Annotated in this window: 13 protein-coding genes; 5 read left to right on the top strand and 8 right to left on the bottom strand. The window is 73.2% G+C overall.

Annotated features, from left to right (window positions below; genetic code table 11):
- Positions 1-136: 136 nt before the first annotated feature.
- Complete coding sequence (locus tag ACZ4YL_RS33905; RefSeq protein ID WP_468121642.1) at positions 137-1,108, top strand: hypothetical protein; 972 nt, start codon at positions 137-139, stop codon at positions 1,106-1,108.
- An 86-nt stretch (positions 1,109-1,194) separates the two neighbouring features.
- Here ACZ4YL_RS33905 and ACZ4YL_RS33900 read toward each other — a convergent pair whose 3' ends face one another.
- From ACZ4YL_RS33900 to ACZ4YL_RS33890, 3 genes are all read right to left on the bottom strand, one after another.
- A complete protein-coding gene (locus tag ACZ4YL_RS33900; RefSeq protein WP_468121641.1) occupies positions 1,195-2,949 on the bottom strand; it encodes a methyltransferase in 1,755 nt (584 codons plus the stop codon).
- 112 nt (positions 2,950-3,061) lie between these two features.
- Positions 3,062-4,234, bottom strand: a complete 1,173-nt coding sequence (locus tag ACZ4YL_RS33895) for a 4-hydroxybenzoate 3-monooxygenase (protein ID WP_468121640.1) — start codon at positions 4,232-4,234, stop codon at positions 3,062-3,064.
- 304 nt (positions 4,235-4,538) lie between these two features.
- Positions 4,539-7,427, bottom strand: coding sequence for an AfsR/SARP family transcriptional regulator (locus ACZ4YL_RS33890; protein ID WP_468121742.1), 2,889 nt, complete (start codon positions 7,425-7,427; stop codon positions 4,539-4,541).
- 271 nt (positions 7,428-7,698) lie between these two features.
- Between ACZ4YL_RS33890 and ACZ4YL_RS33885 the strand changes: the two genes are divergently transcribed.
- A complete protein-coding gene (locus ACZ4YL_RS33885; protein ID WP_468121639.1) occupies positions 7,699-8,124 on the top strand; it encodes a DUF8189 domain-containing protein in 426 nt (141 codons plus the stop codon).
- Positions 8,125-8,357: 233 nt separating this feature from the next.
- On the opposite strand, the gene ACZ4YL_RS33880 is transcribed toward ACZ4YL_RS33885, so the two are convergent.
- Complete coding sequence (locus ACZ4YL_RS33880; protein ID WP_468121638.1) at positions 8,358-8,783, bottom strand: subtilase-type protease inhibitor; 426 nt, start codon at positions 8,781-8,783, stop codon at positions 8,358-8,360.
- A 423-nt stretch (positions 8,784-9,206) separates the two neighbouring features.
- Positions 9,207-10,736, bottom strand: coding sequence for a hypothetical protein (locus tag ACZ4YL_RS33875; RefSeq protein ID WP_468121637.1), 1,530 nt, complete (start codon positions 10,734-10,736; stop codon positions 9,207-9,209).
- Positions 10,737-10,904: 168 nt separating this feature from the next.
- Between ACZ4YL_RS33875 and ACZ4YL_RS33870 the strand changes: the two genes are divergently transcribed.
- Positions 10,905-11,441: a hypothetical protein gene (locus ACZ4YL_RS33870; protein WP_468121636.1), complete on the top strand. Its 537-nt coding sequence runs from the start codon at positions 10,905-10,907 to the stop codon at positions 11,439-11,441.
- A gap of 355 nt (positions 11,442-11,796) precedes the next feature.
- On the opposite strand, the gene ACZ4YL_RS33865 is transcribed toward ACZ4YL_RS33870, so the two are convergent.
- Positions 11,797-13,725 carry an FHA domain-containing protein gene (locus ACZ4YL_RS33865; RefSeq protein WP_468121635.1) on the bottom strand — a complete coding sequence of 643 codons (1,929 nt, stop codon included), beginning with the start codon at positions 13,723-13,725 and terminating at the stop codon, positions 11,797-11,799.
- 167 nt (positions 13,726-13,892) lie between these two features.
- Here ACZ4YL_RS33865 and ACZ4YL_RS33860 point away from each other — a divergent pair, with 167 nt between their 5' ends.
- Positions 13,893-15,350, top strand: coding sequence for a serine/threonine-protein kinase (locus ACZ4YL_RS33860; RefSeq protein ID WP_468121634.1), 1,458 nt, complete (start codon positions 13,893-13,895; stop codon positions 15,348-15,350).
- Between the two features lie 58 nt (positions 15,351-15,408).
- Here the strand turns inward: ACZ4YL_RS33860 and ACZ4YL_RS33855 are convergent, their stop codons facing one another.
- Both ACZ4YL_RS33855 and ACZ4YL_RS33850 read right to left on the bottom strand, forming a co-directional pair.
- The gene (locus ACZ4YL_RS33855) at positions 15,409-15,909 is read right to left on the bottom strand and encodes a MarR family winged helix-turn-helix transcriptional regulator (RefSeq protein ID WP_468121633.1); all 501 of its coding nucleotides are present in this window, start codon (positions 15,907-15,909) and stop codon (positions 15,409-15,411) included.
- Positions 15,910-15,962: 53 nt separating this feature from the next.
- Positions 15,963-17,279, bottom strand: coding sequence for a hypothetical protein (locus ACZ4YL_RS33850; protein ID WP_468121632.1), 1,317 nt, complete (start codon positions 17,277-17,279; stop codon positions 15,963-15,965).
- Between ACZ4YL_RS33850 and ACZ4YL_RS33845 the strand changes: the two genes are divergently transcribed.
- On the top strand, positions 17,260-17,763 hold the full coding sequence (locus ACZ4YL_RS33845) for a hypothetical protein (RefSeq protein ID WP_468121631.1): 504 nt from the start codon (positions 17,260-17,262) through the stop codon (positions 17,761-17,763). The genes ACZ4YL_RS33850 and ACZ4YL_RS33845 overlap by 20 nt on opposite strands.
- Positions 17,764-17,789 lie beyond the last annotated feature (26 nt).

Below are 17,789 nucleotides of genomic sequence, written 5' to 3'. Positions count from 1 at the left end.
GAGCCGCGTGCGGGGTCCAGCGCCCCCGCCCAGGCCGCGGGCGCCCGTCCCGGGCCGGCCGGTACGAAGCCGTGCCGGCGGAAGAAGGCCGTGCCACCCGTGGTCGCGGTGAAGACCTCAGTTAGCCTTCCCTAAATTGAGCCGCAATTCCGCTGACCCGGACGCGGCGTGCCGCCCGGCCGGGCACGGCATCGATGTGACCGGTTTGTGCGACGCTGTGGTCATGATGTCCGAGATCACGGCCGCGGCCTGGGCCGGGCAGCAGGTCGCCGCGGTCCGCGACGACCCCGCCGGGCGGATGGCCTTGATGGAGCGCTGCTACTACGGTCCGTTCGGCAAGGCGCCCCGGCACCTGCCGTTCCGCCGGGCGGCGATGTCGTTCATGCGCTGGCAGGTGCGGCGGGGCGTGCTGCAGCCGGCGTTCGCCGACCGGCCCGGCAGTCCGTGGTGGCGGGCGGTGAACGAACGCATCCTTCGTGACGGCTGCGAGGCGGTGGGCCTGAGTGGCGGGCTTCCCGGGCCCGCCTCCTCGCGCACGGCCGACCACTGGCTGTCCTTCGCCGACCACCCCACGGCCCGGGCCTGGTACCGGGCGCACAACGGGAGCGTGGTCGCCGCCTACCTTGAGCACCGCGGCCTCGCGGAGGCGGAGAACGAGACCGAGCGGTTCTTCATGAACGTCGTCCTCTGCCGCGTCCTCTACGCGCACACCCTGGTCGCGGCGCCGCGCATCGCCCTCGGCCGGCTGCGTCCGCTCGCCCCGTTCCTCGGCGATCCGAGGGTGGAGATGACCGGGATCTTCTTGCAGCTGTCCCGGGTGCTCCCCGACGAGTACCCGCTCCACGACACGGTGCGGTCCCACCTCGACAGGGAGATCGGATTCGGCCGCCTCCTCGACTTCGGGGTGATCGCGCCGAGACTGCAGCAGCTCTACGAGTGGTCGGCCCACGAGCTCGAAACGCCCGGCCTGCTCGACTGCGTACGCGACGGATCCCCGGTCTACGCATGGCCGTTCGCCGACCGGTACGTGTGGCGGCCCCCGGACTCCTTCGTCCTGCGCGTGATCCACCGGGCGCTCCCGCCGGAACGGCGCACCCCCTACCGATGACGGTCGTCCGGCCGGAACTCCTGCCGGTCCTGCGCACCTCGTCCCGGGCGGGCCGCCTGCTCCCGCCCCGGGGAGGCGTCGCCGGTTCAGCTCCGCCGGGCGGCGGGGTCCGGTGCGCCCGCCCGGCGGGCGTGCAGCACATGCGCGTCCAGCGGCAGGGGCCTGTGGCCGACGAGCCGGAGGCCCGCCTCGGCGAACAGGCTCGCGTAATGGTCTGCGCGGCGTTCGCGGCCTCCGACGTTGCACAGCATGTGCAGGTCCCAGGCGGTGGCCAGGGAGGGGGAACCGTCTGCGGGCAGAAGACGTTCCACGACGAGCAGGTCCGCGTGGGCGGGCATCGCGCGGACGCAGTGGCGCAGGATCTCGCGGCAGCGGTCGTCGTCCCAGTCGTGCAGGACGCGGGACAGGACATAGACGTCGCCGCCGGGCGGCACGTCGGCGAAGTCGCCCGTGCGGTAGTCGCAGCGCGCACCGCAGCCCGCGTCGTCGAGCAGCCGGCGGGCGGCTTCGACGGCGTGCGGGCGTTCGAGGAGGACACCGTGCAGGCGCGGGTGTGCGGTGAGGATGCGGCCGAGGAGCTCCCCGTTCCCTCCGGCGACGTCCACGACGGTCGCGGCCGCGGGTGCCTGGGCCGCGGCGGTGATGACCGGGTGGGCGGGCAGCGGCCGGAACATACGTGAACTCGCGGCCATGGACCGGTCGAAGAGGGCGGCGAGTTCGGCATCGCGGGCGAAGTGGTCGAAGTGGTTCTCGCCGAAGAGGTGGTCGAACGCCGGCTGCCCGGTCCGCACGGCGTGGTCGAGGCCGCCGAAGGAGCGGTAGAACGGGCCTCCGTACATCAGGGCCAGCGGTCGCATCGACCCGGGCGTGTCCGCGCGCAGCAGGGCGCCGAGTTCGGTCAGGCGGAATCCCTCCTCCTCCTTGTTCTCCGGGCCGGGGTCCTGGGTGACGGCGCCGACCATGGCGAGGTAGCGCAGGAGTACGGCCAGACTCCGCGGGTGGCTGCCGGTCAGCCGGGCGAGGTCCTCGGTGCGGCGGGCGGTGCGGGGGTCCATGACGTCGGGCAGGCCCAGCCGGGCGAACGTGGCGAGTGCTTGTGTCGTCCACGCGCCGGTGAGGAGGTGGAGGAGCGTTTCGGCGGGCTGCCGCACGACATGGCGGGGCCGGTCCAGGTGGGCGGCGAGGGTGTCCCGGTGGTCGCCCCGTGCGTAGAGTTCCAGGCGCTCGTAGTCGCAGGCCGCGTCGGGGAGGGTGAAGTAGAGGACCGTGCCGTCCTCGTGCGGGTTGTAGCCGCCGCCGTCGGGCCGCGCGCCGTGACGGGCGAGGATGGCGCACAGACCGCGCAGGGCCAGCGGCTCGGGGTGCTCGACCTCGAAGGCGAGGTGCGCCTCGTGCCGGCGGGTGCGTTCGTAGGCGGCGATCGGTTCCAGGTCGGAGCGCGGGGGCACGGTCAGGGCGAACACCTCGACCGCGCGCCGTTCACCGGCGGAGCCGAGCACGTGCGGGCGCAGGATCTGGACGTCGAGCTCGGCCGGGTCGCGCCGGTGTCGCCGGGCGAGGCGTTCGCGGACCACCACGCTGGGGTGGGAGGGAGTGTCCACCGCCAGTCCGCTGTCGGCGAGTTGGGTCCGCAGGCCGTCCGCGTCCGGTGGGAAGAGCAGCAGCCCGGCGTGGGCGAACCGGCAGTGCCCGGCCAGCGCCTGCAGGTCCGGGCCGCCGAGGCCGGGCAGCAGGAGGGGAAGCAGGGCGGCACTGTCGTGCTCACGGACGAACCGGGCCGCCGCGCGCAGGCAGGCGGTGTCGTCCAGGAGCAACGTTTCGTCGGGGAGGGTCGTCGTCATCGTGGGGGTGTCCTCGGGCCGGTACGGGGCTGGGCAGGGCAGGGCGAAGCGGTGGGAGGGGTGGGAAGGGGTGGGAAGGGGTGAGCGGTACGGGGGCGGGCCGCCGCGGCGGTCACACGCCGACGTAGTTCTCGGCGAACCAGTCCTGGTGGATGCGCGAGGTGCGCAGCGAAGCGAGCCGGGAACGCTGCAGAGCGGCGTGGAAGTTGGATCCGGCGTCCTGGTCCCCGTCGGGAGTCGCGTGCAGGAGCCGGGTCATCCACCCGGTGAACTCCTGCGCCCGCCAGATGTGCGCCAGGCACCGGTCCGAGTAGCTGTCGAGTCCTGCGGTGTCGCCCCGGGTGAGGGCGTCGGCGAGTGCTTCGGCCAGGATCTCGGCCTCCAGGACCGCGAGGTTGGCGCCCTTCGCGGCGGCCGGGGCGAGCAGACTCGCCGCGTCGCCCGCCAGGAAGAGCGGGCCGTGGCGCAGTGGTTCGACGACGTCGCAGGTGAGGTCGAAGACCCCGCGTTCCAGGAGTCCGCCCCGGCGCAGCGGACCGTGGTCCGCGGCGCGCATCCGGACGTCGAGCTCGTCCCAGATCCGCTGCTCGGACCAGGCGTCGGCGGGCGTGCCGCGCTGCCACTGGAGGTAGTAGCGGGTGACGTCCGAGGTGCGGGCCATGTGTCCGGCGAAGCCGTGGTCGTGGATGGCGTAGCCGACGGCGTCGAGACTCGCGGGGGTCTCGGCGAGCAGGCCGAGCCAGGTCACCCCGTGGTCGTACCGGTGGTGGCGGACGGCGCCCGGCGGCAGTGAGCGGCGGGCCGCTCCGTACCGGCCGTCGCAGCCGGCGACGTACCGGGCGGTCCACCGGGTGGGACGGCCGTCGGGCTCGCGCGTCGTGACGGACGGCCGGGTGCCGTCGGTGTCCCGCACGCCGTGCGCCTCGGTGCGGAACCGGATGCGTCCGCCGCGGCCGAGGTAGTGGTTCAGGAGGTCCGTGACCAGGTTCTGCTGCGGGTAGACGTGATGCTGCCCGCCCTGGCCGAGGGCTCCGTAGTCGAGGCGGAACCGGCCGTCCTCCGTGCGGAACTCGCACGTGCCGTGGCGGTGGCCGTGCCGGTGCAGGCCGTCGGCGAGGCCGTGGCGGTCCAGGATCCGCACGGTGTTCGGGGCGAGGAACCCCGCACGGGCCCGGGTCTGAACATGGGTGCGGGAGGCACGCTCCAGGATGACGCAGTCGATGCCGGCGGTGTGCAGCAGGATTCCGAGAACGAGGCCGGCGGGGCCGGCACCGAGGACGACCACATCGGCTGATTCCTCTGACGTGCGAGAGGTCTGACTTTCCGTCATAGCGGGTGAAGCATAAGCATGCGAAAATCGACACACCTACGTGAATCATCCCTAGGCGGGAATAGAGTGATAATCACCCTGGGTATTCCTGCCGGGTCGCGGCGGGGCAGGGACCCGTTTCCGCAACAGGTCGGTGGTGCGCTCCGGGCGTGCGAAGGCGGGCGCACTCTCCCGCACGCTCCGGCGCGTGCCAGGCCGTCGGACCGTCGCCGGCGGGCGCCCGGCCGAAGGCCCTACGCGCGGATGTACGGGCCGGACCTCACGATCGCGGTGATCCGCCTGATCGTGGTCCGGGGCGGTGCCCGCTGAGGGTGGAACGCCCCCGCGTGACCACGCTCCACGCCGGCCCCCGGTCCGGCCCCCGGTCCGGCCCCCGGTCCGGCCCCCGGTCCGGCCCGCGCTCCGACAGCCCGTCCAGTGCCACCCGCGCGGCGACCTCGCCCTCCTCGTAGGCGTTGGCCCGGGCCTCCCGGATGGCCTCGTGGAGCTGTCGTACAGCCTCGCCGGTCCGTCCCACGGCGGCCAGCGCCTCACCGTGCAGGGTGCGCAGGACCACCCGGCGCGGGGCCGCCAGTGGAGGCGCGGCGAGAGCCAGCCCGCGGGCCGCGTGTTCCACGGCTTCGGCCGCGGCGCCGACCGACAGCAGGTGCTGGGCGAGGTGTTGGTGCGCCAGGGTGACGGTCGCGGTGAGACCCTCCCGCTCGGCGAGGGCGAGGGCCTCGGCCAACAGACCGCCGGGCCGCTCGCGGTCTCCGTACCGCATGAGTGCGACGGCCAGGTTGATCCGGGCGACCGCCTCCCCGGCGAAGTCCCCCGCCCGGACGGCGAGATCGGGGGCCCGCTCCAACCGCGTCAGGGCCTCCTCGGGCCTGCCCTCCTCGGACAGCACCCAGCCGAGCAGCGCCGACGCCCGGGACTGGGCCGCCGGGTCACCGTCGAGTTCCGCGGACGCCAGGCCCCGTTCGAGCAGCGGCACCCAGCCGTCGCGGACCTGCCACACGATGAGCGGCCACTGGAGCAGGACGAGCCGCCAGGCCCGGTCGTGGTGGCCCGCCGCGACGGCGGCCTCGACCGTTGCCCGCAGGGTGCCGCGTTCGGCGGAGTACCAGGCGAGCGCGCCCGTCCGGTCGGCGAACCGGCGGATCTCGGCCGAGCGCCGGGCCCCGCGCGGGAGGGCGCAGCACGGCTCGCCGCCGGGCTCCGCGGCCGCGCACGCCGCGAGCAGGGTCTGCACCCAGTGGTCGAGCAGGCGGAGCAGCCCGGCGGGTTCGTGATCGGGTGCCAGGCTGCGGGCGAAGAGGCGCACCAGATCGTGCAGCACGTAGGACTGCGGGCCCGTCTCGACGACCAGCTGGGCTGCGGCCAACTGGTCCAGCGCCAGGGCGGCCTGGGGCGGCGGGCAGTCGGCGAGCGCGGCCGCGGTGCAGGTGTCGAGCGTGGCACCGGTGTGCGGGCCGAGGTGGTGGAACAACCGTCGCGCCGGTTCGGGCAGATGCCGAAGGCTGAGGCCGAGCGCCGCGGCGACGCCGGTGTCCTCCGCCGCGAGCAGGTCCAGCCGGTGCTGCTCGTCGGCGAGTTCACCGGCGAAGGAGGCCAGACCCCGGTGCGGACGGGTGGCGAGCCGGGCGGCGGCGACGCGCAGCGCGAGGGGCAGTCCGTCGCACAGACCCGCCAGTCGCGCGGCGGCTTCCGGTTCGGCCGCCACCGGTTCCGGGCCCAGTACGGCGGCCAGCAGCGCCGTCGAGTCGGCGGCGGGTAACGCGCCGACCGTCACCGGGCGGGCGGCGTCGGTGGCCACCAGGCCGTCGAGCCGGTCGCGGCTGGTGACGAGGGTGACGCACTCGTCCCCGCCGGGCAGCAACGGCCGGATCTGCTCGGAGTCGACGGCGTTGTCCAGTACGACCAGCAGTCGGCGCCCGGCGGTCAGTTCGCGGTAGCGGGCCCCGAGGGCGGAGGGCGAGCCCGGCATCCGCTCGACCGGGACCCCGAGCGCGAGCAGGAACTCGCGGAGCACGGCGCGGGTGTCGCGGGCCGGGGTGGGGCTGAAGCCACACAGGTCGGCGAAGAGCGTGCCGTCGGGGAAATCGGCGCGGCGCCGGTGCGACCAGTGCACGGCGAGCGCGGTCTTGCCGACGCCGGCGCTGCCCGTGAGGGTGACGATGGGGCCCGGCGTCGCGGTCGTGATGCGGTCGAGGGTGGCGAGTTCGTCCTGCCGCGCGATGAAGCCCCGTGGCCGGCGGGGCAGCAGTTGGGGTGTGACGACGGACTCCGCGGCGGCCTCGCGCTGCACGGCGGCGGGCGGCCGGACCGTCGCGTGGTCGGCGTCCGCGTGGGCGTGGCCGTGGCCGTGGCCGTGGGCGGGGGCGGGGGCGTGGCTGTGGCCGTGGGTATCGGCGTGGGCGTCGGCACGGGTGTGGGCGTCCGTGCGCAGGAGGGTGTGGTACGCGTCGGTGAGCACCGGTGCGGGGTCGACGCCGATCTCGTCGGCGAGCAGCTTGCGCGTGCGGTGGAACCAGTCCAGCGCGTCCGCCTGCCGGCCCGCCCGGGCCAGGGCCAGCATCAGGTGCGCCACGAGCGGCTCGCGCAAGGGCTGTGCGGCGGCCTCGGCGCGCAGCACGGATGCGGCCGCTCCGTGGTCGCCCAGTTGTCCGTACGCGCGTGCCAGCGCCTCCACCGCCGTCAGGCGCAGCTCCTCCAGCGCCTGCGCGGGGGCCTCCAGCGGTGCACTGTGCACGGTCCCGGCGAACGCCGGCCCCTGCCACAGCCCCAGCGCCTCACGGAGGACCGCCACGGCCTGGACCGGGTCCGCGCTCCGCCGGACGAGCCGGAGCGACTCCTCGAAACGGTGGGCGTCCACGAGCACCTCGGGCAGGCGCAACCGGTAAGCCGCTCCCTGGGTGAGGAGTTCCACGCCGTGTGCGGCCGCGTCGTGCTGTGCGAAGACCGCCCGGAGCCGGGAGACGTGTCCCTGCAGGACGGTGCGCGCGTGCCTCGGCGGCTCCTCGTCCCACAACGCCTCGGTGAGCCGCTCGACACCGACGGGTGTGTTCGGGTGGGCCAGCAGCATGGCCAGCAGGCTCCGGCGTTTGGCAGGGCCGAGCGGGAGCGGACCTCCGTTCGACGTCGTTACGGAGACCGGCCCCAACACGCGGAACTGCACAGACCCCACCCTTGTCGATCCGTACTGCTTCGTGCCGTTCTGTTCAGGTAATGACGGCCCCTGACCGAGGATAAGTCGGATTGTTCCGGCGGCATGAGTACGGCCTCGGCCAATCATGGAACGCGTATTCCACTCCCGAACGCGCGGATGGTCGGTGCGGCGCCGGCGGAGCGTTAGCAGGCCGTTAGAGCATCGTTGGCGGCCGGTGGAATGTTCGGAGCGTCAAGTCGTTCCGTCATCCCGATTGGGGAGTACCCACATGACCTCGGCCATCCTCCGCCGCTCCGCCCTCGCGGTCACCACCCTCGCGCTCTCCGGGGCCGCTCTCGCCGGTGTGACCGCCGCCCCGGCGCAGGCGGCGGCGCCCGCCGCCGCTGCCGGGTTCTGTCACGTGTCCGGTCTCGGCGGTGACTACATCTGTGAGTACGGCGAGGCCTGGATGACGTACCCGGCCGGAAACCGTCAGGTCTTCATCGTCGGCACCGACTTCGCGGTGTGGACCCGCTGGCAGTACGCCGGGGGCTCGTGGAGCGAGTGGACCTCCATGGGCGGCACCGTGCGCAGTGGGGTCCGCATCGAAGGCAACAACACCTGGAACCCGACCATCTCGATCGTCGGCATGGACGGTGAGCGCTGGTCCCGGCACCGCCTGAACAGCGGCAGCTGGACCCCCTGGCAGAACTGACCCGCGCGCCCCCGGCGGGCCGCCCGCCGATCCCAGGGAGAGAACGGTACGCCCGTGACGGGGGTGTCCCTGGTACGGCAGCCCCCCCCACCCCCCATGCCCGACCCCCGGCCCGCCGCGGCCGGCGGCCACCCGAGGTGGCCGCCGGCCCCGTGTCAGGTCTGCCGACGCCGATCGGCACCGTCCGGGCCGCCCGCGCGTTCGGCGGGCGCTCGCCGAGGGAAGCAGGTGCGTCAGAACGCGTAGAGCGCGTTGCCGTTCAGGGTCGCGGACATCACGCACGAGTTGCGGAAGGTGTGCTTCCACGCGACGCGGCCACCGTTCCACACACCGTCCGCGGTGACGGTCACGGGGTCGTGGCGCCTCGGGCACGCCCGGCCCGTATCCCGGGCGTCCAGCAGGCGGTCGAGCTCGCCGCCGGTGGCGTTGAGGGCGTCGCACGCGGCCCGGGGCGCGGGGTGCGTGCCCTCGGCGGTGTAGCCACAGCTGAGGACGGCCGCCCGCAGGACCGTACCCGTGGCGGCGTCGCCCCCTTGGGCGACGGTGAGGACCATCGCGGAGGGTCCGTGCATGCTCGCGGGGCTCGCCTCCGCCAGGCCCGCGGTGCCGGCGAGGCAGAGGAGAGTGGCGGCGGAGACGGTGGCTAAGCGGTGACGCATGACAAAGCCCACTTTCGATTCGAAGGTTGTTTGGCGCGCCGGAACTTTCATGCAGCGCTCAAGTGGGGCTGAGCCTGCCAGGTGTGCAGGCCCATCGCACACGTGCGATCGATTTACGGACAGTCCGTTCGAATGCCGGTGACCCGGGGGGTGTTCGCGCAGCTCCCGCCGGGTGCCCGCAGGTCCGCACCACGCAAGAAGCGCGGCGCGGCGACCGGCGTGACGCGATCTCCCGCACCTGCCGCCCAGGTGGCGGTCACGCACGGTTCACCGAATGTCCCTCCAGGGTGACCGGATCGATGCGGTGAAGAGCCCGCACACCCGCTCCGACGCTCCTCGGACCATGTCGCTCACACGCGAAAGCCGCCTCGCCGGACGGCGAGGCGGCCTTCGCGTGATCGGTCCGGACATCCGGTCACCCGGTCACCCGGCCTTCAGGCGGCGGCCGATCTCCTCGGTCATCCGTCGCTGGAGTTCGGCCAGCTGCTCATTCGTATACGCCGTCAGATCGCCTGGGTCCCCCGGGTTCTTCGCGCCCTCCTGCTGCTGTTTCTGCTGCTCCCGGCGTTTGAGCTCCTGCTCCTCGGGCGATCCGGGCACCACGTACGCGCACCGGATGAGCGCTCCGTCGGCAGCCTTCAGACAGGTCGCCTCACGGCCGCCCACCTGGCCCTTCCCCTCCACCCGGTAGCGGACGTTCTGTTCGCTGCCGACGGTGGCCGTCCACGTTCCGCCCCCGGTGGGCACGACCTCGAACACCTGGTCGTCGTTGTAGCAGCAGACGTCCCGGTACTCCGCCTTGATCAGGGCGACGAGCGCCTTCGGGGACGACCACGCCGGATCGAGGCGATGGACGGTCATCGGCGCGAGCCCGCCGCCCTGGTGTCGGGTGGGCACCGTCGAGACGGCCACGACCGAACTGGCCTCCCCCTGCGGGGTGAGCGGGGTGACGTACGCACTGCGCCCGGCCTCTTCGGCGTACCGCATGGTGAACTCGGACTCGTTGCCCTCGTTGGCGCCGTCCTCGGAGGCATCCCATCCGCTGCGCTCGAACCACCAGTCGCTGAAGCCGCCCACCGCGGCCGTTCCCTCCCGCTGGCGGGCCGCCAGGCTGATCGGATAGGACGGCCCGGGAACGGCGGAGGTGTCGGTGGTGACGGTGAGCTTTCCGGTCCGCCCGTCGTAGAGCGCGACACCGGCGGGGCGCTCGGTCACGACGAAGACCCCGGTCTGCCGCTTGAGCGGGACGACCACGACCGGGGTGCCGCCCAGGCAGGTCACGTACGCGTCGTCGGCCTCGAACCGGACCCAGCGCTTCTCGGCCGAGATCTTCCTGCCGAGGTTGTGGGTGAACCAGCCGCTGATCCTCGCGTCCGCCCGGGACACGTCGAACGGGCAGCGCTCCTGGCTACGGCTCTCGCCGCCGAGGGGGACGTCCTGCACGAGGCCGACCTCGTACCCGGCCAGCCAGCCGCGCCGCTCGACCAGGGTGGCGAACCGGTCCGAGTCCGGCAGGTAGGTGATGTCGGAGATCTCGCCGGTGACATCGCCCAGGTGCGGGGCGGCCTGCGCCTTGCCGGCCACGTACGGCACCCGGGCCACCAGAGCGGGTACGGGCTCGGTCACGACCTGGGAGGTGGCCATGTACGCACGGTCCTGCAGGTACGAGCCGTACACCAGCCAGCCGACGGTGAGGCCCAGCCCGACGACGGCGCCCAGGCAGCCGAGGGCGACGGCCGCGTTCCCGGTGCCCGCACCGCGCCCCGCGCGCCGCCGCAGCCGTCCCACCAGCAGCACGCCCACCGCGGTGGCCGCCGCGGCGAGCAGGGGCAGGGCGAACCAGGCGAAGAGCTTGCGCAACTCCCAGACCGCGATCGTCGTGTAGTACGAGGCGTACCAGAGCACGAACCCCACCGGCAGAACCACGATCCCCACGCGCAGTGCCCGACCCATTCAGCGCCCCCGCCCCTCGGCCCCACGTCACTGCGTCCGATTCTCCATCCCGGACCGGACCATGTCACCGGCTTGCGCGGACGCACGGGATTCCGCTGACCGCCCTCCCGTCGGGGGGCTACTGTACGAGCACACCGAGTTGCGCACGGTCACCCGAGGAGGAATCCTGTGCCATCGCCCTGTGACTCCCAGCATGCTGCCGTCGGTGATGTGGGTGCGGCACTCATGATGATCGACTCACGGCTCAAGGCCGTCTACTCCGGCAAGGCCGGGACCGACCCCGAACAGCAGCAGCTGATCGAGCAGTTCACCGCGTCACTGGGCCCCGAGGAGGCCGAAGACCTGGTGGACGGCGCGTGCACGCTCATCTACATGTTCGTGCAGTGGCTGCGGATGGCCCACGAGGACCAGGGCAGCGACGTCATCGAGTACGTGGTGCCCAGCTTCGTGGCCTCGCTGCGCATGATGCCCAAGAGCGTCCGCCCCGAGGTCATCCCCACCATGGTCGGCCTGGTCGTCGCGGCCGCCACCGGCCTGAGCCCCAACCTGTGGCGCAAGCAGTACGGGGACTGGACCGGGGACGAGATGAACTCCCTGGAAGCCACGGCCTTGCTGCTCGCGGAGCACATCAACCGGCTCACCGGAGACCGCGACTTCGCCACCCGCATGGTCACCGAAGCCTTGTCCCGCTCGGACGAGGACTGACCCCGCGGCGTCCTCCCGCGCGACCGGCGGACGGGGTGGACTGCGGTGCGCCGTCGGCGCCGGTCACACCCCTGAGGACGACGGACCCGTCCTGGCCCTCACCGATGTCGAGGTGCACGCTGCCGTCCACCGGGTACACGCAGTGGAGACCGCCGTGCCCGGCGGTCTCCGGCTCCCGGCCGGCGAGGACCTCGCCGGCGTCCGGCCGGTGGACCCACACGGTGCGGCCCTCCAGGGACACCGAACAGCCGGGCCGTGGCCGTGGCGCACATCGGAGTGCGGCTCGAAGGCCGAGGCCCACACCAGGTCGGAGGCTGCTCAGGAGTCATCCGCCGAGCCTGACGCCCGGCTCAGGTCACCCGGCAACCGGGGCCGGTGCCCTCCGTGGGTCGGCCGGGCGGGGTACGAAGACCGGGGAGTCCGACTGGTAGAAGAGGTCGATGTCGGCCTCCTCGCCTCCGACGATCAGGGTGTCCCAGGCACCGCTCTCCCGCAGGATGCGCAGGGTGGCGGGGGCGATCGAGGCGAGGTGGGAGCGGAGTTCCCCGTCCGTGGGCAGGCCGGGCAGCCGGGATGCCAGGCGGTCACGGATACCGGCCATCCGGTCGAGCAGCGCGTCCAGGTCGCTCCCGTCCGCCGCCCCCGCCCCGGCACGGGCACCGGCAGCGCCGCCGGCCTCCGCGCTGCCCGCGATGATGTCCCTGATGGCGCGGGTGACGCCCTGGTCGTCGGTGGTCACCATGGCGTTCCAGGCCCGGCTCTTGTGCCGGTACTGGAGCATGGACATGGCGGCCTCGTGCCGGATGAAGTCGGCATCCCGCAGCGGCTTGCCCTGCCACGCGCGGCTGAGCGAACGGGCCAGTGAAGTGGCCGAGGCCAGGCCGCTGTTGAGGCCGCGGCCCGGCCAGAAGTGGATGGCGTTGGCCGCGTCGCCCAGCAGGAAGCCGAAGGTGCCGGGGCTGGTCGCCGTCGGCCGGTGCAGCTGCGCCGTGAACCGCGGGCGCTGCACCATGTCCAGCCGGAACGAGGTGATCGCCGACAGGTCCTCCTCGGCCACGCCGAAGAGGCTGAGGCCCTGCCGGATCTCCTTCCACAGCGGGGAACTGCGCAGCAGGGCGGGCAGGAAGAGGGTGCCGTGGGTGGGGCAGCGGAACTCGTTGTCCTCCTCCTGCCGGCTCATCAGGCAGGGACGGGCGGCGATGCACTCCTCGAAGACGTGGCGGACCGGGTCGATACCGATGACGCTCTTGGCCTCCTCCCGGGTGAGCCGCATGTTCAGGAAGCCCTCGCCGCGCAGCGAGTTGAGCAGGAAGCGGTTCTGCGACACCGTGAGCAGCACGCTCATCGGGTCCGGCAGCTTCGACTTGACCCGCAGCCCCAGCACGACGTCCTGAAGGTGCTCGCCGTCCAGGGAGTAGATCGAGGCGTCCGCCGCACCGAAGCGGTCGGCGTAGTGCTCGCGGGTGCGGGAGCGGCCGCCCTCGCAGACCACGAGGACGTGTTCCTGGGTGAGCCGGTTCTGCTGCTCCGTCACGTCGAAGCGCCTGGGGACGAGGCGGATGGCCGGCCGCCGGTTGGCCAGGTCCAGCAGCCGGTCCTCGATGTGGGCGATCCGGATGTTGCGGGGCGGGTGGCCGTCGACCGAGTCCGGGCCGACGGGCCACATCTCGGAGTAGGCGGCGCCGTCGTCGAACAGCGCGCCGAGGACCTCCTCGGACAGGGCGAGGTACTGCCGGCTCTGGACGGTCACCACCTGCTGGCGGCGGAAGTTGCCCTGGGTCTCGTCCTTCCAGACGACCGCGGAGCCCTTCCTGGTCCAGCGCCCGTCGTAGAGGGTGATGACGGTCCGGCCGGGCAGCATCTCGTCGAGCGCCAGGGCGAAGGCGAGGCCGACCGGGCCGCCGCCGGTGATGGTGACCCGCAGCATGCCGGGGTCCGCGGTACTGACCCGGGGAACGTCCAGGAGGGAGAGGTCCATGACCGTTTCCATGGCGTCCTGCGCCTCGTAGAGGAACGTTTCGTCACCGATCCGGATGCAGTCGTTCGGGCGCAGCACATGCCGGGTGACGCGCTGGTCGTTGACGAACGTGCCGTTCCGGCTGTCCCGGTCGTAGAGGACGAAGCCGGGGTCCTCCGTGAGGATCTCGGCATGCAGCCGGGAGGCGCTGGGACTGACGATCACGACGCCGTTGTCGCTCTTGCGCCCGAAGCTGAGGGGCTCGCTGCCCAGAACCACGCTCTGTCCGGTGAACGGACCCGTGCGCCCGACGATGACGGATGGCACTCCACACCCCTTGGAAAACGATGCCGCTGATGACTCGTACGACAGAAACACGTCATCGAGAACGTGTTCGGTTCAACCATTTCTTGGAATCTTTTGAGTCTCCCTGAACCCGGGACCCGGTCCGTACGTGATGCTCGCGTCGGCCGCCGATAGAGGAGAACCACCCCATGTACAACGACGAATCCGAGACCGTGACGGAGACCGCGTTCGCTGCCACCCCCGCACCGGGTCCGGCGGGTGGGGAACCGTTGATCGCGGGGCGCTACCGGCTGCTGTCCCGGCTCGGCGAAGGCGGAATGGGCACCGTGTGGCGGGCCCGCGACGAAACCCTGCACCGGGAGGTCGCCGTCAAGGAGGTACGGGTCCCGGCCGGCCTGGGGGGCGACGACATCGCCCGGATGTACAGCCGGCTGGAGCGGGAGGCCTGGGCGGCGGCCCGGATACCCGACCGCAATGTGGTCACGGTCCACGACGTGGTCATGGCGGACGACCGGCCCTGGATCGTGATGGAGCTGATCCGGGGGCAGTCGCTGGCCGAGCTGCTGCGTACCGAGGGACCGCTCACCCCCCGGTACGCCGCGTACATCGGCGCGGAGGTGCTGAACGCGCTGCGGGCCGCCCATGCCGTCGGGGTGGAGCACCGGGACGTCAAGCCGGCGAACGTGCTGCTCGCGGACGACGGGCGGGTGGTGCTCAGCGACTTCGGCATCGCGATGGTCGAGGGCAGCACCGCACTGACCATGACCGGCGAGGTGGTCGGCTCCCCCGAGTACCTGCCGCCGGAGCGCGCGCTGGGCCGCCCCTCCGGCCCCGAGTCGGACCTGTGGTCCCTCGGCGTGATGCTGTACGCGGCCGTGGAGGGGATCTCCCCGTTCCGGCAGGACACCGCGCTCAGCACCCTGCGGGCCGTCGTGGACGAGGAACCGCCGGTACCGACGTGCGCCGGCCCGCTCGCCCCGGTGATCGCGGGGCTGCTCCGCAAGGAGCCCGCGCAGCGGACGCCCGCCGCCGAAGTCGCTGAAGCCCTGCGGGACATCGCGCACGAACCGGGTGCCACCACGGCGACGGCCCGCATCCTGCCGACCGCGACGGAAGCCGCCACGGCCATGGCCCAGGGCCCCGCGGCGGAACCCGCGACCGGGACGGCCGCCGAGGCCGCCGCGGTCGCGGCCCCGCCCCGCAAGCGCCGTACGATGACCTTCGTCGCCGCCGGCACGGCCGCCTGCGTACTGATCGGTGGCGGGATCGCCTACGCACTCACCGGCAACGACGGGGTCACCGCGCCCGGTTCGGGCGTACGGATGTCGGTGACGGGCACGAACACGGCCTACACCGGCAGCTGCCCGATCCCCGAGGGCCGGGCCCCGGCGTTCACCGCGACCTTCACCGCGTCCGAGCCGACGCTGATCTCCTACCGATGGGTGTCCGGCGACGGCTCGGTGGTGGATCCGCACTGGCGCACCCTGTCGATCGGGGACAAGGCCAACCCGACGGGACGCGACACCGTGCGCGTGTCGGCCGACGCGAAGACGGGCACCCTGACGACCGGGATGGCCGTGGAACTCCAGAGCCCCACCCGCGCCACCTCCAACCCGGTCCCCTTCTCGATCACCTGCACCCGCTGAGCCCCGCACGGGTCCGGCCGACGGCGGGCGGGGGCGGGCGGGGCCGTCAAGAGGGCCGTCAAGGTGCCTGGCGCTCCGCCGCCTCGACGTTGGCGACCATCCTGCGCAGCACCTTGAGGGCCGCCACGTACTCCTCGTCGCCGATGCCCTGGTGGACCACGGCACGCTGCTCGGTCACCAGCTGCCGCAGCCGTGCCCTGGCGGCTTCCCCGGCCTCGGTGAGGTGCAGCCGCTGTGTGCCGTCGGTCGAGAGCCAGCCGCGGTGGAGCATCTGGTCCACGACCCGGGCGATCTCGTGCGGTCCTTCCGCGAGCGGGGTCAGCTGGGCGACCACTTCCTCCCGGGCGGGCGCGGGAAGCCCGCTGTTCACCCGGTTGAGGACCCAGTACTGCGGCTGTGTCACGTCGATCCTGGCCATGGCGTCCCGCAACTGCCGGGTGACCGCCGCGTAGGCCAGGCCGCTCCAGTAGCCGATGGGCTGGGTCGCCAGCATGTCGTCGGTGGCGGCCGGGTCGGCCGGCGCCTGGTCGGTGGTGGTGGTACCGGTCAACGGTTTCATGATCATGACGCTACACACCACCCCCGACGCAGGCTCCCTCGGCGGCCAGGCGGTCAGGTGGCCGGGCAGGCCGGCTCCCAGGTGGCGCCCTTGGCGGAGGTGTCGAGTTCCTTGCGGGTGAGGCCGCCGCCGACTGCCGCACAGGCGGCGGCCCGGGGGTCGGTGGCGGCAGCCACCGCCTCGGTGGCGTCCCGTACGACGAGTTCGTAGTAGCCGAGCAGGAGGCGGCCCGGCGGGAGGGGGAACGCCCGCGGGTGCTCGGCGAAGCCGTCCTTCCCGAGGGGCACCGGCTCCATCCCCGGTCGCACGAACCAGGTGGTGAAGTCACGGAATCCGGAGGTGGTCGCGAGTGCGCCCCAGGTCCCCGCCGCCAACACGTCCATGCTGTGCGCCCCCTTGGGCAGGGGGAGGTCCGGGACGGCCTCCGCCTTGGCCTTGCCGGAGCCGGCCAACCGCCAGCCGTGGGCCCCGGTCCGCAGGATGCCGCCGTCCTCGCTGAACAGGAGCCGGCCGTCGCCGGACGCAGTGGGAATGGTCTGCGTCCGGCGGGCCTGCCCCGCGCCGGACAGGTCCCACACGGCCAGTCCCGTCCGGCCGCCGTCCACGACCAGCGTCCGCCCGTCGGGGGACAGCACCGCGCCACGCCCGGATTCGGTGTCGGAGCCGGCCTCCGTGCCCGACTCGGACTCCAGGCCGGAGTCGGAGCCGGAGTCGAGGCCGTACTCCTCCGGGCCGGCTCCGTCGCCCGGGATCGCACCCGGCTCCGGGGTGCCCGTCCCCGGCACCCCCGGCTCGTCCACCGTGGGCGTCGACGTGCCGGACATGAGCCGCTGGAACGTCCCGGCCTGGCCGCCGTCGGCTTCCACCCGCCAGACCAGCGCCTCGCCGGAGCCGGCACGCACCGCCACCACGGTCCTCCCCTCCGGGCCGACCAGCAGTTCGGTGATCCCGCCGGTGGCGCGTCCCGTTCCGTCCCCGCTCGGGCCGCCGCTGCCCGCCGCGATGTCCGCGGGCAGCGGGAACGCAGCCTCCAGCCGGCGCGGGTGGGCCCGGTCGCGCACGTCCCACAGCGACAGCTCGCCGTCCTGGAGCGCGGCCATGCGGGTGGCGTCCGGGTCGATCCCCAGCAGGTCGGCGGGGGTCTCCAGGGCGCCGAGCCGCCGGTAGGGCGGGGCGGCCGCGGTGTCGAGGAGTACGGTCTCCAGCTCGCCCTTCCTGGTGCCTTCGACGAGCTGGGTCACGGCCAGGACCGACGTGCGCGGGGCGAACGCGGCCGTCTCGTAGCGCGTGAGGGGCTGCGCGTCCGCCGAGTTGGCCTGGGCGGAGACGTCCCAGAACCGCACCGTCTCGGTGTTCGAACGGCATGTCATCGGCCGTTACGGTGCTCCGGAACGCCACCGCACCACCCGTGCGGTGATGGCGTGCGAGGACGGCGTCCGCTCCTTCCCCTGCCGGCTGCCGCCCGGCGCCGTCGACGTCGCTGTGCTGCGCGGCGCCCGTGTCGGCGCCCGCCGGGAGTTCCCGGGCAGCACGCCGGTCGTGGAACTCGCCTTCCCGGCCCCGCTGGAGGCGGGCCAGATCGCCTCGCTGGAGTACGAGGTCCTCTACGCCCCGCTCCGGGAGCAGGTGACCGAGTACCGGAGGGTCGCGCACGCCCGGGCCGACAACGTCGACCTGGTCGTCGAGTTCCCGCCGTCACCGCGCCCGGCCCGCGTCTGGTGGGCGACCTGGGACCACCACCGCGACGGCACGCTCCTGAGCGAGACCCCGGTCGTCCTCGCCCCGGACGGCTCGGTCCACCGGTTCGTCCCGGCACTGGAACACGCGGCCGCCGGCTTCCGCTGGACCTGGTAGCCCGGCCCCTCGGTGGGCCGTTCCGG

The organism is Streptomyces sp. NPDC030021, from assembly GCF_055574035.1.
Note: the sequence above shows the minus strand (reverse complement) of the source record. Positions and strands in the feature narration are given on the sequence as shown.